General features: G+C 57.6%; 14 protein-coding genes. 6 read left to right on the forward strand and 8 right to left on the reverse strand.

Annotated elements, in window-relative coordinates; all coding sequences use genetic code 11:
- Positions 1-69: 69 nt before the first annotated feature.
- Both TH5_RS19645 and TH5_RS19650 read left to right on the forward strand, forming a co-directional pair.
- A complete protein-coding gene (locus tag TH5_RS19645; RefSeq protein WP_114123287.1) occupies positions 70-819 on the forward strand; it encodes a FadR/GntR family transcriptional regulator in 750 nt (249 codons plus the stop codon).
- Between the two features lie 55 nt (positions 820-874).
- The gene (locus TH5_RS19650) at positions 875-2,137 is read left to right on the forward strand and encodes a glycerate kinase type-2 family protein (protein ID WP_114123288.1); all 1,263 of its coding nucleotides are present in this window, start codon (positions 875-877) and stop codon (positions 2,135-2,137) included.
- Positions 2,138-2,143: 6 nt separating this feature from the next.
- Here TH5_RS19650 and otnI read toward each other — a convergent pair whose 3' ends face one another.
- Both otnI and gcvA read right to left on the reverse strand, forming a co-directional pair.
- On the reverse strand, positions 2,144-2,929 hold the full coding sequence (otnI, locus tag TH5_RS19655) for a 2-oxo-tetronate isomerase (RefSeq protein ID WP_114123289.1): 786 nt from the start codon (positions 2,927-2,929) through the stop codon (positions 2,144-2,146).
- 96 nt (positions 2,930-3,025) lie between these two features.
- Positions 3,026-3,916, reverse strand: coding sequence for a transcriptional regulator GcvA (gcvA, locus tag TH5_RS19660; RefSeq protein WP_114123290.1), 891 nt, complete (start codon positions 3,914-3,916; stop codon positions 3,026-3,028).
- A 141-nt stretch (positions 3,917-4,057) separates the two neighbouring features.
- On the opposite strand from gcvA, the gene TH5_RS19665 reads away from it, so the two are divergent.
- Complete coding sequence (locus TH5_RS19665) at positions 4,058-4,759, forward strand: FMN-dependent NADH-azoreductase (protein ID WP_114123321.1); 702 nt, start codon at positions 4,058-4,060, stop codon at positions 4,757-4,759.
- A 17-nt stretch (positions 4,760-4,776) separates the two neighbouring features.
- Here the strand turns inward: TH5_RS19665 and TH5_RS19670 are convergent, their stop codons facing one another.
- Positions 4,777-6,135, reverse strand: coding sequence for an NAD(P)/FAD-dependent oxidoreductase (locus TH5_RS19670; RefSeq protein ID WP_244204984.1), 1,359 nt, complete (start codon positions 6,133-6,135; stop codon positions 4,777-4,779).
- A gap of 187 nt (positions 6,136-6,322) precedes the next feature.
- On the opposite strand from TH5_RS19670, the gene TH5_RS19675 reads away from it, so the two are divergent.
- Positions 6,323-6,751, forward strand: coding sequence for an HIT domain-containing protein (locus TH5_RS19675; protein ID WP_114123291.1), 429 nt, complete (start codon positions 6,323-6,325; stop codon positions 6,749-6,751).
- A gap of 92 nt (positions 6,752-6,843) precedes the next feature.
- A complete protein-coding gene (hemN, locus tag TH5_RS19680) occupies positions 6,844-8,199 on the forward strand; it encodes an oxygen-independent coproporphyrinogen III oxidase (protein ID WP_114123322.1) in 1,356 nt (451 codons plus the stop codon).
- 80 nt (positions 8,200-8,279) lie between these two features.
- Here hemN and TH5_RS25365 read toward each other — a convergent pair whose 3' ends face one another.
- The 5 genes from TH5_RS25365 to TH5_RS19695 all read right to left on the reverse strand — a co-directional run bounded on the left by TH5_RS25365 (position 8,280) and on the right by TH5_RS19695 (position 12,370).
- Complete coding sequence (locus tag TH5_RS25365; RefSeq protein ID WP_147250135.1) at positions 8,280-8,714, reverse strand: hypothetical protein; 435 nt, start codon at positions 8,712-8,714, stop codon at positions 8,280-8,282.
- Positions 8,698-8,835 (reverse strand): hypothetical protein, encoded by a 138-nt coding sequence (locus tag TH5_RS25675; protein WP_167443604.1) that lies wholly within the window; start codon positions 8,833-8,835, stop codon positions 8,698-8,700. The genes TH5_RS25365 and TH5_RS25675 overlap by 17 nt, the downstream gene beginning before the upstream one ends.
- 399 nt (positions 8,836-9,234) lie before the next feature.
- Positions 9,235-10,059 (reverse strand): aldo/keto reductase, encoded by an 825-nt coding sequence (locus tag TH5_RS19685; protein WP_114123292.1) that lies wholly within the window; start codon positions 10,057-10,059, stop codon positions 9,235-9,237.
- A gap of 76 nt (positions 10,060-10,135) precedes the next feature.
- Positions 10,136-11,071, reverse strand: a complete 936-nt coding sequence (locus TH5_RS19690; protein WP_114123323.1) for an EamA family transporter — start codon at positions 11,069-11,071, stop codon at positions 10,136-10,138.
- A 117-nt stretch (positions 11,072-11,188) separates the two neighbouring features.
- A complete protein-coding gene (locus tag TH5_RS19695; protein WP_114123324.1) occupies positions 11,189-12,370 on the reverse strand; it encodes an MFS transporter in 1,182 nt (393 codons plus the stop codon).
- A gap of 160 nt (positions 12,371-12,530) precedes the next feature.
- On the opposite strand from TH5_RS19695, the gene TH5_RS19700 reads away from it, so the two are divergent.
- Entirely contained in the window at positions 12,531-13,454 is a 924-nt protein-coding gene (locus tag TH5_RS19700) for a LysR family transcriptional regulator (RefSeq protein WP_167443605.1), read from the forward strand.
- Positions 13,455-13,460: the final 6 nt, after the last annotated feature.

Raw genomic sequence — 13,460 nt, forward strand, 5'->3', positions numbered from 1 at the left:
AGTGGTATGACCAATAAAACCAAACGCGTTTGTCGGCTGGAGTACAGTCGCTGCTGGAGTGTTCAGAACATGCCGCCTGTCAAACCTGTACCGTCTTCGGACACGGTTGATGCCAACCGGCCCAAAAGGATTGCCGATCAGGTTGCCGACAAGCTTCTCGACATGATCACCGCGGGCATATTCCTGCCCGGTGATCGCCTGCCGGGCGAACGACAGTTGGCCGAGGACATGAAAGTCAGCCGCGTTTCAGTCCGCGCAGCCCTGCAAAAGCTCAAAACCCGTGGCTACCTGCGCGCGGTTCAGGGCGGCGGCACCGAAGTCCTGTCTTCGACCGGGGTCGAAATGGATACCGCGATGACCGACCTTGTCCGGGACTCGCTTAACAATCTGCGCGACCTTCAGGAAATCCGCTGCACGCTCGAAACATGGGCCGCAAGGCGCGCTGCCATCAATGCCAGTGACGAGGATATCGAACTTCTGCGCATCGCCTACCGGCAGGCCCACGATCCGCGTCGCGCGCCAAAATACCGTGCCGATGACGATCATCGCCTGCATATGATGATCGGGCGCGCCAGCGGATCGATCATCTATTATCACATCATGAAAATGCTTCACGATGTCCTGCAGGCGGCCCTGACCGAAATCCGCTTTAACAATCTGTCAGGCCCATCCTTTGACCGGATGGTGCAGGAACATCACTATGCGATTGTCGAAGCCATCGCCGCCCGCGATCCGGACGCCTCGGAAAAAGCCATGTCCGAACATTTGCAGGCGGTGATTGAATATTTCAAACTGGCCGCCGTGAACAAACCGAACTGAGCCGCAAAGACAATTACAAGAACGATAAAAATACGACCAATCAGGGAAACCAGACATGACACCCTCGCGCGAAAAACTTTTGCAGTTGATGGATGCCGCCCTTAAGGCCGCCGATCCTGCGGTCCAGATTCCGCGCAACCTGCCGACAAAGCCCAAGGGCAAAACAATTGTCATCGGTGCGGGCAAGGCATCTGCCAATATGGCGCGCGCCTTTGAGCAGGCATGGGATGGTGACATTTCCGGTCTGGTGGTCACCCGCTATGGTCATGCGGTCCCGTGCGAGAAAATCGAAATTGTCGAAGCCTCCCACCCGGTCCCCGATGCCGCCGGACAAAAGGCCGCCCAGCGTATTCTTGATATCGTCAAATCGGCTGGTCCCGATGATCTGGTGGTCTGCATGATTTCGGGCGGCGGATCGGCCCTGCTGGCCCTGCCCGGTCCGGGCCTGACACTCGAAGACAAACAGGCGATCAGCAAGGCATTGCTCCATAGCGGTGCGACCATTTCCGAAATGAACTGTGTCCGCAAACACCTGTCCGCGATCAAGGGCGGCAGGCTGGCCGCCGCCTGCGCCCCTGCGCGCATGGTCACCTATCTGGTATCCGATGTGCCGGGCGACGATCCGGCAATCATTGCATCCGGCCCGACGGTTGCCGATCCGACAACCGGACAGGACGCGCTTGATATCATCCGTCGTTACCGCATCGAAATCCCGCTGGCCGCGACCGAACTTTTAAATAACGACATCCATGAAACCGTCAAACCGGGCGACAAGTGCTTTGACGGGCATGAAGTGATCATGCTGTCACGCCCGCAGGACAGTCTGGAGGCCGCAGCAAAGGTCGCCCGCGACCTTGGCATCAATCCGGTCATTCTGGGGGACGCCATCGAAGGCGAAGCCCGCGAGGTCGCCATCGTCCATGCCGGGATCGCCCATCAGGTCGCCCATCACGGCCAACCCGCCGCCAGACCCTGCGTGCTGCTATCGGGCGGTGAAACAACCGTCACGGTCCGCGCCAAGGGCGGACGCGGAGGCCGCAACAGCGAATTTCTGCTCTCCCTCCTGATCCAGTTCCGCGATCACGAAGGGTTCAGCGCGCTTGCGATTGATACCGACGGGATTGATGGCAGCGAAGATAACGCCGGTGCCATCATCGACCCGACAAGCTGGCAAAAGGCGATTTCAGCCGGGATCGACCTGCGGGAATATCTGGCCAACAATGACGCCTATAGCGCATTCGCCAAAATCGACGATCTCCTGATCACCGGCCCGACGCTTACCAACGTAAACGACTTCCGCGCCATCCTGATCGAATAAACAGGGTCAGGATTTCGGCATCCACGGGCGGATCCACTCCAGGCCCGCAACAGTATCGCCATGCGGCTTGTATTCGCAACCGATCCAGCCGTCATAACCGACCCGGTCCAGCATATAAAACAGGAACGGGTAATTAAGCTCGCCACTATCGGGTTCACGGCGGCCCGGCACACCGGCAATCTGGATATGGGCGGTTTTGTCCAGATGCCTGTCCAGACGCGCGGCAATATTCCCGCCGACAATCTGCGCATGGTAAATATCGAATTGCAGCGCCAGATTGGGATGGTCAAGCTGATCAAGGATCACGGCGGCCTGCTCGACGGAATTAAGCAGATAACCCGGCATATCAAGCGGATTGATCGGCTCGATCAGGATTTTGACACCGGCCTGTTCGGCCAGATCGGCGGCATAAAGCAGATTGTCGCAATAAAGCCGCGCCAGTTCGCCGGCGTCCTCGCCCTTGCCCATCAATCCGGCCATGCAATGTAGCATCCTGCATCCCGTTGCCCCGGCGTAATCAAGCGCCTTGACCACGGAATCGCGAAACGCATCCTCGCGCCCCGGTCGGCAGGCAAGCCCGCGTTCACCTTTTTCCCAATCCCCGGTCGGCATATTGAACAAAACCTGCTCAAGGCCATTGTCGCTCAGCAGCGATTTGACGCTGGCCATCGGCATGTCATAGGCGCCGATATATTCGACCCCGCCAAACCCTGCCGCCGCCGCCGCTGCGAAACGTTTTTCAAACGGCAGGTCGGCAAACAGGAATGAAAGATTGGCACTAAAGCGCGGCATGAATGACCTGACAGTCTATTGGTTTCGGGATGTCATGGTTTCGCATCACCGCCGCCGCGTCAATGCCAAAGCAGGACGGCATCCCGGACACCTTCATCACACGCCACCATCTTTGGCAATTTCGTCCGCAAGCCACGCACCGAATGCCTCGACTTCCTTGATGTTCGCACTCCTGCCGGTATGGATCAGATGATAATGATGCCCTTCCATCACCGGGCCGAATGGCTGCACCAGAAGCTTTGCGGCAATTTCCGAACGCACCATTTCCGAACTGGCAAGAACAACACCCTGGCCTGCAATCGCGGCCTGAATGGCATGGGTATCGTCACTGAAACTAAGCCCGCTTGATAAATCGACATCATCCAACCCGGCCCGCTTGCACCACCGCGCCCAGGTCGGCGTCGCCTCGTCCGGGCGCAGCCATTCCAGATGCAAAAAGGTCTGCCCGCGCAGGTCGTTGGGCTGTTGGATATTCAACATCGGGCTGCAAACCGGCGCGAACCGATCGGCAAACAGGGTCTGCACCACCATCCCCGCAAAAGGCCCCCTTCCATATCGAACGGCGGCATCGGCTATTCCCGAATTAAGGTCAACCACCTCCGCCGATGTATGCAGACGCAAATGAATATCGGGATGTGCTGCCTGAAACCCGCCAAGGCGCGGCAACAGCCATTTGGCCGCAAAGGACGCCAGCACCGATACTGTCAGGCTGCGCTGTTGCTTGCGCGCCTTGACCCGATCAATGGCAATGGCAAAACCGGCAAAGCCATCGCGCAGCGTCGGATAAAGCTCCTGCCCGGCGGCCGTCAGTGTCACCTGCCTTGGTTTACGATCAAACAGCCGCACGCCAAGGGTTTCTTCAAGCAATCGCACCTGATGGCTGATCGCGGTTGGCGTCACGGCAAGTTCGGACGCCGCCCGCTTGAAACTAAGGTGTCGGGCGGCGGCCTCAAAAGCACGCAGGGTCGCAAGCGGGGGCAAGGACATATGGATGAACCTAATTCATCTATTGGCTGAGATATTCGATTTTGATCAAAGCCTATATCCAAGTCAAATATGGGGCAACGCAAATCAAAAACAGATGAACACAGATTATCACAGATCATCATTAAAGATCAAAGGTGCCCCATGACAACCCTCCTTCATATCGACAGCAGCGCCCGCCCCGGCCGATCCGACACCCGCGCCCATGGCTCCCACTCCCGCCGCCTTACCGCCAAATTCATCGAACAATGGCGCGCCACCCGCCCGGATGATGAAATCATCTATCGCGATGTCGGTGCCAATCCCCCCAATCCGGTAACCGGTGACTGGGTCCATGCGGCCTTCACCAAACCGGCCCAGCGCGAAGACTGGATGCATCAGGCACTGGCCGAAAGCGACGAACTGCTTTCCGAATTGCTGCGTGCCGATGTGATTGTTGCCGGGGTGCCGATGTATAATTTCGGCATGCCCGCCCAGATGAAGGCATGGATCGAAAACATCGTCCGCGTCGGCGTCACCTTCGGCTTTGACCGGTCGCGTGATGGCGAACCGTACTGGCCGATGCTGACCGGTGGCAAATCGGTGGTGGTTTTATCCTCGCGCGGCGATTTCGGATATGATCCGGGTGGACGTGTGGCCCATCTTAACCATGTCGAAGGCGGCGTCTTTGCCCCGCTGGAATATATCGGCATCACCGATCAGCACAGCGCCGCCATCGAATATGACGAATTCGGCGATGAACGCACCCAAAAATCCATCGCCGATGCCGAGGCAAAGGTCACCGATATCGTCATGCAATTGCAGGCACGTCATGCGCAGGTGTCCGATATCGCCATGACGGCATGAAAAGCCTGATGGCACCATCACCGGGGAATGGATCGCCCCCTCATTCCCCCGGTGGTGTTCTTGTCGTTTTTCTGCCCCGGGCTTGATGCTGCGCTTTGGGCGGGGCTTGCTTGATCCGACACCTCGCCCGCCATCTGCCCGGTGATCAGGCGCGCGCCTTTTTTACGAAACAGATAACTCCACACCCACTGCACCATCACAAGCGCCGGCGCACGCAAACCGATCAGGAAATAGATATGCGCAAGCCCCCAGAACCACCACGCCAGCCAGCCGCGCAGCTTGAACCCATTCAGATCAATCACCGCCCGATGGCGGCCAATCGTCGCCAGATTTCCGGCGTGGCGATAGGCAAATGGCGGTGTTTCACGGCTTCTCATATGATCGATAATACGCCCGCCAACATATTTGCCCTGCTGCTTGGCCGCCGGGGCAATCCCCGGCACCGTCATGCCATCGCGCCACGGCACATGCGCCGCATCACCAATGACAAAAACATCCTCATAGCCCGGCACCGACAGATCGGTATTGACCATCACCCGGCCACCCCGATCACATTCCCGTCCGGTCCAGTCGGCCAGGTGATCAACCCGGACACCCGCCCCCCAGATCACATTGGCACTGGGAATAAACTCATCGCCAATCTGCGCACCCATCGCGGTAATGTCGGAAACCTGTTGATTGGTGCGGACCTCGACCCCGATTTTTTCAAGCGATTTACGGGTATATTCCGATAAATCCTCCGGGAATGCGCCCAGCAATCTGGGGCCCCCTTCGGCAAGGATGATGCGTGCATCGCGCGGATCGATCCGGCGGAAATCATGGGATAATGCCTGCTTGGCAAGTTCGGCAATCGCCCCGGCCATCTCGACCCCGGTTGGCCCGCCGCCAACCACGACAAAGTTCAGTAACCGCCGACGTTCTTCAGGATCTTCGCTGTTTTCCGCGCGCTCAAACGCCAAAAGCAGGCTTTTGCGGATATCGGTCGCCTCGGTAATGTTTTTAAGGCCCGGTGCGACCATCGCCCAATGATCATTGCCGAAATAGGATGTCACCGCCCCGGTCGCGATCACCAGATAATCGTATGAAAGGTCGCGATCCCCCGCGATGATCCGCCGCCCCGGCAAATCAAGGCCTGTGACCTCGCCCATGAAGACGGAAACATTGGGATAACGGCTGAAAATACTGCGGATCGGCCAGGCGATTTCGGCCGGTGACAGATCGGCGGTCGCCACCTGATACAGCAGTGGCTGGAACAGATGATGATTGCGCTTGTCGATCAGGACGACATCGACATCATCCTTGCCCGCAAGTTTCTTGGCGGCACTCATGCCCCCGAAACCCGCGCCAACAATTACCACCCGCTTTCTGTCCGTCATGCCGGTCATGCTCCTTTATCGCATTTGTCCGACCCCGGTTCTAGCTAGTCAGGAACGGGGTTATTTGCAAGTTATTCAAAAAGAACAATCGGATGGACAATTTTGTCCCTTACCGGAACGCGCGACAAGCTGATGCGTTCCGATTACAAGGATCACATAGTTCACCAAGCCCCAAAAGAGGCCCGCCATGATCGACGAATTCACCCTTCATCCGCAACTTGCCGCCGATACCGATCTCGTCACCGACGGGCCGCTATCCCATATCCTGCTGATGAATGACGCCCGCTATCCCTGGCTGATTTTGGTCCCCAAACGCGCCAATCTGGTCGATTATGACGACCTGAGCGCGGATGAACGCAAATTGCTGGGTGATGAATGCGCGATTGTTTCTGCAACGCTGAAACGCCGTTTTAACGCCGATAAAACCAATGTCGCGATGCTGGGCAACATGGTCCCGCAACTGCATTGCCACGTCGTCGCCCGGTTCAAAAATGATGCCGCATGGCCCGGCCCGATCTGGGGTGTCGGCAAGGCCGAACCGTATGACGAGGAAACCGGCAATGAACGTCTGGCGATCCTGCGGGCTGATCTGATTTCAGCTTTCAAGCATTTGTAATTTCCCGCTTTGCCGCTCCTTGACGCATATCAAGGAAGATGAATTTGGAATAATGCAAAAGACGGACAGAACGAATTTTCGGGATGTCCGTCATGCAACTCGCCCTTTACGAAAAATACGACCTGCGTCTGCCGCGCTATACCAGCTATCCGACCGCACCGCATTTCAGTGCGTCGGTGAATGGCAAGGTTTTCGAAAGCTGGCTGGGTGACCTTGACCCTGCACAACCCTTATCGCTTTATCTGCATATTCCGTGGTGCCGGGAAATGTGCTGGTTCTGCGGGTGCAATACCAAAATCACCAAGCAATATGACCCGGTTGGCAATTTTGTTGTCGCGCTTCGGGCTGAAATCGCAAGCCTGCTGTCCAAGCTTGACCCCGCCCATCGTTTCAAGGTTTCGCACATTCATTATGGCGGCGGCAGCCCGACGGCACTTAAACCCGAAGACCTGCGCGCAATCATGGCCGATCTGACGGATCGCATCGATATTCTTGACGATGCCGAAGTCGCCCTTGAAATGGATCCGCGCACGGCCACCCCGGAATTTATCGATGCCATGGCCGATTGCGGCTTTACCCGCGCCAGCATCGGCATTCAGGATTTCAATCCGTTTGTGCAACGTGCGGTCAACCGCGTGCAATCGTTTGAACTGGTCGAAGATGTCATTGCCCGCCTGCGTGCGCACAGGATTTCGGGCATCAATGTCGATCTGATGTATGGCCTGCCATTCCAGACGGTGGATAGCATCATCGAAACCGTTGATCAGACGGTCACGCTGAACCCCGACCGCCTGTCGGTATTCGGCTATGCCCATGTGCCATGGATGAAAAAACACCAGAACCTGATCCCGACAGAAGCCCTGCCCGACACCGCAGCACGCTGGGCCCAATACGAAGCCATCCAGACCCGGCTGACCTCGCATGGTTACAGCGCCATCGGCCTTGATCATTTCGCCCGCGATGACGATGCGATGGCCATCGCGCAGAAAAGCGGCCTTTTGCACCGGAACTTTCAGGGTTACACCACCGACCGCGCCGAAGCATTGATCGGCTTTGGCCCCTCGGCCATTTCATCCCTGCCACAGGGCTATGCCCAGAACGACCCGGCCCTTGCCCGTTGGCAACGCGCGGTCGAGGCCGGCGAATGCGGCATTGAAAAGGGCATTGCGGTCAGCAACGAGGACCGCATCCGGCGCGATATCATCAATGAACTGATGTGCAACCTGACGGTCAATGTCGCCGCCATCTGCGCCGATCACGGCATTTCCGCCGACCGCTTCACCTGGGAGATCGAGCGGGTCCGCGCCATGACACAGGATGGCATTGTCGAAGTTAACGGCACACACATCACCCTTACCGAAAGCGGCCGACCGCTCGTCCGTGCGGTGTGTGCGGCGTTTGACACCTATCTGGATCACGCCCACGGACGGCATTCACAGGCGGTCTAAGCCACAAAAGGGCCGGATAACCCGGCCCTCAGACCACTGACAAAGCACTCCCAATCCGATCGTCATTCCCAACCTCATCGTCATTCCCGCGAAGGCGGGAATCCAGTCTCTTTCAATGGGGCATGGATTCCGGCTCTGCGCTCTGCTCTGCCCGGAATGACGATTTTGATCCATCGCCAAGCCAATCCAGCCAACCAGCCCTGCTGCCCCTCAACATCACCAAACGCCACCGACCGGGTGGGCTGGACGGACAGGACAGGACGGAACGGAACTGAACCGGATTGCACCAGACCGACCTCGCCCAGTCCCCGCTGCCCCGAACAAACGCCTCCGGCTTTCGATGGACACCGCAAGCGCACCTCGCCCCAAGGACGAAGGCGTTGTCGCAGGGCAGGCACACCTCCCGCCATCGATGACCGGCCTCTCGGCATCTCCGAATGCACCATCGGCACCATCGCCAGACCAAGCCAGCCGATCCGATGCAGACGCAATTCGGGCCTACTGATCCTCGGCATTGTCGCGCTTCACCGACCGGACTGGCCCCGGACTGAACTGGACCGGACCAACTTCGCCTCGCCCCGGTTCCCGCTGCCCCAAACCAACACCCTTGCCCCAAGGGCACATCTCTCCCGTCATGATAAACACCCGTTTTCGTAAATTTCGCGCGGCCTTACGGCACGAACACACCACCCCCGTAATGACTTTTCCATGCGCCGGTGACGTCCCTTCGGCGATACCAACCCCGCCATTTCATCCCGTCAGATCGCTGCCCTGTCATCGTCTCATTCCTGTTTTTGTCGCCCGAAACGCAAAAAACCCGCAAAAGCGAATCACGCTTTGCGGGTTTTGTCTCCGGACCCATTTGTCCTGTTGACTTTATCTTTATGCCACAACAAAAAGAACAAATCAAGAACAATTTTCCAGAAAACCGGAAAAAGTTACCAGCGAAAATTCACCACGACAGAAAATTCATATTTCTCAATATCTTAGTCGGGGAAATCTGTTCACCGGCCCTGTTGTTTGCTGAAAGCAGGATCAGTCCCAGTCAGGTGCCAGCCCGTCGGGGCTGACAATCCGGCCGTTTTTATCGGCCAGACCATGAATGGCCTGCATTTCCTCGCCGCTCAGTTCGAAATCAAAGATATCGAAGTTTTCCGCGACCCGGCTTTCGGTTGCGGTTTTCGAAAGGGCGATGACGTCATTCTGCTGCAACAGCCAGCGCAGAACCACCTGTGCAACTGACCTGTCATGCGATTTGGCAATCTCGCCAAGCTGCTCATTCTTCAGCACCTTGCCATCGGCCATCGCGTAATAGGCGGTCAGGGCCATGCCATGCTTGCGCGCCCCATCCATGACCTTGGTCTGATCAATGAAGGGATGATATTCGACCTGATTGGTCACAAGCGGCGCATCCGACAGGGCAACGGCTTCATCCATCAGGGCAATGTTGAAATTGCTCACCCCGATATGGCGCACCTTGCCGGCCTGCCTGACCTCGTTAAGCGCACCAATCTGATCGGCAAGCGACACATCCTTGTTCGGCCAATGCAAAAGCAGCAGATCGACATCATCGGTTTTAAGCTTTTCAAGGCTTTCATCCACCGATTTGATAAAGGCATCATGCTTGTAATTACTGACCCAGACCTTGGTGGTCAGGAAGATGTCCTTGCGCGGGACGCCGCTATCAAGGATCGCCTGCCCGACGGCGGCTTCGTTGTCGTAAATCTGGGCGGTATCGATATGGCGAAAGCCGGTCTGGATCGCCTTGGGCACGATACGCAGAACGTCGGCTTCGGGCATGCGAAACGTGCCAAAACCAAGGGCGGGAATTACCGCACCATTTGCAGATACATCAAACATCTGAATTCCTCATTGGAAATGTCGCGACTGTCTTCGCAACGGCTGCCGAACCCGAAGGTTCCGATCATCACGGCACTCAGGCCGATTTGCGCAGCGTCAGGATGACAATCCCGGTAATCACGACCAACCCGCCCAACATCTGGGCCGGGCTGATCATCTGTTCCAGCACCACCCAGCCAAACAGCAGGGTGGCAATCGGTTCCATATTCATCACCGGCGCATTGCGCGCCATATTCAGCCGCGGCACCGAGATAAACAGGACGGAAAAGGCACCGCCATACAGCAGCACCAATGCACCAAGACCAAGCCAGCCAGGCGTTGCCGCGGGCAAATTCATCCCGCCCGGCACCAGTTCGGCGAAACCGGCAATGATCATCGATGCAAACACAATCAGCATGGTGAACATGCTGCGCACCGATCCGCGCAAAGCCGACAATTTGTGATCGGTCACCCAAAGGGCGACGGCGAAGGCCGTTGCCGCACCGAGCGCAAAAACGATTCCCTGCCACCAGTTCGCACCGACATCACCCTCCATCGCCAGAACCCCCGGCACATCAAGCGCCAGGACAAGCCCCGACAGGATGAACAGCATCAGGGCCGCCGATTTCAAAGTCGGTCGTGCCCCGCCCAACGCCCAGGTCAGCAACGCCAGAATGATCGGGAAACTGTTGGCCGTCAGAAGGGCAAGTGCGACCGGAATGCGCGCCACCGCCGAATACAGGCACAGGCTTTGGATCGTGACCAGAAGCCCCAGCAGCAATTGCCATCTGCGCGTCCCGGCCGGAAGCCGGATCGTCTGGCGTTGCCAGATCACAAGCGTAATCAGGATCGCCAATGCCACACCCGACCGGCACAGGATCGCCAGAAGCAACCCCGTCCCGTTTTCAAACGCCAGCCTTGCCGCCACATGGTTCCCGGCAAAGGAACAGGCAACAACAACAAGGATCAGAACCGCAATCTGGCGGGGGAAATGTGCGGGAACGGCAGCAGGCAGCGCAGTCGATAAGGACATATCAAAACCGGTTTTGTGGGGCGAACAATCAGAAAACGCCAGAAAGACCATTAAAACAAGCCTTTCCGGCAAAGGGTGCCACATCCGGTGCACAGGACGTGGCAACCCCGATATCGGTTATGCGGTCTGAAGGACGTTATCGGACCGGCGATCCAGCGCACCGCTGATCATGGTCAGACCAACCGCAAACGCGACCAGAAGGGCCGCAACCCACGGCGTGGCCGACAGGCCAAGCGACGAGGACACCACAATTCCGCCAACCCACGCCCCAATCGCAATGCCAAGGTTAAAGGCCGCAATGTTCAGCGCCGATGCAACATCCACCCCGCCCGGACGGTGCAGCTTTGCCAGTTGCACGACATAAAGCTGAAGCCCCGGCACATTGGCAAATTGTAGGAAACCAAGCGCCGCCAGTGTAACAATGGCAAGGATCGGCGAAACGGCGGTAAAGGTAAAGATCACAAGTGTGACGGCCTGCAAGGCAAACAGGATGGTCAGTGCCCGAACCGGGTTCCGGTCCGCAACACGCCCACCGGCAAGGTTGCCAACCGCAATCGCAAGCCCATAGAACACAAGGATCAGACTGACACTGGATTCACTGAACCCCGTAATATCCTGAAGCACGGCGGACAGATAGGTAAAGGTGACGAACGTGCCGCCATAACCAAACGCGGTCATGCCAAACACGATCAACAACCGCCCACTGCCGAGCACACGGACCTGATCAATCAGGCGTGCGGGTTCTGCCCGGCTGAGGTTCGAGGGCAGCAAAGCCGCAATCCCGACAAAGGCAATCACGCCAAGAAGCGAAACACCCCAAAAAGTCGCCCGCCAGCCAAACATCTGACCGATATAGGTGCCAAGCGGCACACCGGTCACAATCGCAACCGTCAACCCCATGAACATCATGGCAATCGCGGACGCCCGGCGGTTTTCCGGCACCAGATCGGCGGCAATCGTCGCCCCGATCGAGAAAAACACACCATGCGCAAAGGCCGAAATCACCCGCGCAACCAGAAGCATCTCATAGGTGGGGCTAAGTGCGGCGGCACTGTTGCCAACCACAAACACCCCCATCAGACCCAGCATCAGGGTCTTGCGATGCATCCGCCCGGTCAGGGCGGTTAAAACCGGCGCACCGAATGTGACGCCAAGGGCATAAACACTGACAATCAACCCGGCCATTGGCAGGGTCACCGAAAGATCGTTTGCCACGGTCGGCAAAAGGCCGACGACGACAAACTCCGTCGTGCCGATCGCATAGGCCGCGATCGTCAACGCAAATAAAGCAAGCGGCATTTCAATTCTCCGTCCCGCGCGCCATGCGTCTGCGGGCACAAATGGTTGGTAGGGCATCCCGCCCCGTTCATTGCCGCCCACTATGCCGATGGAATGCTTGCACGATAATCCGGATTGCGCGACAAATGCTTTTGAATTGAATTCAAAGCCGGAGGATCAGTTGGATAATCGCGCAGGGGAAATGGAAGTCTTCATCCGGGTCGCGGAACTCAGAAGCTTTTCCGAAGCCGGGCGCAAGCTGCATCTGTCACCATCGGCTGTCAGCAAGCTGGTGACACGGATCGAAGACCGGCTGGCAACCCGGCTTCTGGTCCGATCCACACGCGGATTGCAACTGACACCCGAAGGCGAAATGTATCTGGTCCGCGCCCAGCGTGTTCTCGATGAAATTGACGATGCCGAACGTGCGGTCGCCAGCGGTGGCAAGGCCGCCCCGCGTGGCCGGTTGCGCGTCAATGCCTCCATCGCGTTTGGCGTGATGTATGTTCAGCCACTGATCCCGGCGTTTCTCGAACGCTATCCCGAGGTCGAACTGGATTTTTCCCTGACCGACGGGATCATTGATTTGCTTGAGGAACGGGCCGATATCGCCATCCGGTCCGGATCATTGCCCGACTCATCACTAAAGGCCCGCAAACTGGTCGAAAGCAGCCGCACCATCGTCGCATCACCGGAATATATTGCCAAACGCGGCCTGCCCCGCCACCCGGATGATCTCGTGGATCATAACTGCCTGCGATTTAACTTTCCGATCCCGATGAGTGAATGGCCGTTCATCAATCCCGAAACCGGGGAACGGATTGGCCGGACGATCACCGGAAACTTCCAGTGCGACAGCGGTGCGGCCATGCGCCGCCTTTGCCTTTCGGGGCTGGGCATGGCGCGGCTTGGCCGGTTCCATGTCCAGGGCGATCTCAAGGCCGGAACGCTGGTTGAAATCCTGCCGGACTGGAACCCGAATGAAGAACAGCTGATCCATGCGATCTTTGCCGGGCATGAACATCTTGCCGCGCGCATCCGGGCCTTCATCGATTTTCTGGTTAATCATATCGACCCGTACGGAAACGGCATCCGAATTCCGTAACGATTA

This window comes from Thalassospira xianhensis MCCC 1A02616 (assembly GCF_003326475.1).
GTDB lineage: Bacteria > Pseudomonadota > Alphaproteobacteria > Rhodospirillales > Thalassospiraceae > Thalassospira > Thalassospira xianhensis.

Bases quoted from the DNA above. Each gene is read 5' to 3' on its own strand.
- TH5_RS19645 (WP_114123287.1), top strand. From the start codon at position 70: ATGCCGCCTGTCAAACCTGTACCGTCTTCGGACACGGTTGATGCCAAC.
- TH5_RS25675 (WP_167443604.1), bottom strand. From the start codon at position 8,835: ATGACGGGAGAGATGTGCCCTTGGGGCAAGGGTGTTGGTTTGGGGCAG.
- TH5_RS19685 (WP_114123292.1), bottom strand. From the start codon at position 10,059: ATGTTTGATGTATCTGCAAATGGTGCGGTAATTCCCGCCCTTGGTTTT.
- TH5_RS19650 (WP_114123288.1), top strand. From the start codon at position 875: ATGACACCCTCGCGCGAAAAACTTTTGCAGTTGATGGATGCCGCCCTT.
- hemN (WP_114123322.1), top strand. From the start codon at position 6,844: ATGCAACTCGCCCTTTACGAAAAATACGACCTGCGTCTGCCGCGCTAT.
- TH5_RS25365 (WP_147250135.1), bottom strand. From the start codon at position 8,714: ATGCCGAGGATCAGTAGGCCCGAATTGCGTCTGCATCGGATCGGCTGG.
- TH5_RS19665 (WP_114123321.1), top strand. From the start codon at position 4,058: ATGACAACCCTCCTTCATATCGACAGCAGCGCCCGCCCCGGCCGATCC.
- TH5_RS19695 (WP_114123324.1), bottom strand. From the start codon at position 12,370: ATGCCGCTTGCTTTATTTGCGTTGACGATCGCGGCCTATGCGATCGGC.
- gcvA (WP_114123290.1), bottom strand. From the start codon at position 3,916: ATGTCCTTGCCCCCGCTTGCGACCCTGCGTGCTTTTGAGGCCGCCGCC.
- TH5_RS19675 (WP_114123291.1), top strand. From the start codon at position 6,323: ATGATCGACGAATTCACCCTTCATCCGCAACTTGCCGCCGATACCGAT.
- TH5_RS19690 (WP_114123323.1), bottom strand. From the start codon at position 11,071: ATGTCCTTATCGACTGCGCTGCCTGCTGCCGTTCCCGCACATTTCCCC.
- TH5_RS19670 (WP_244204984.1), bottom strand. From the start codon at position 6,135: ATGACGGACAGAAAGCGGGTGGTAATTGTTGGCGCGGGTTTCGGGGGC.
- otnI (WP_114123289.1), bottom strand. From the start codon at position 2,929: ATGCCGCGCTTTAGTGCCAATCTTTCATTCCTGTTTGCCGACCTGCCG.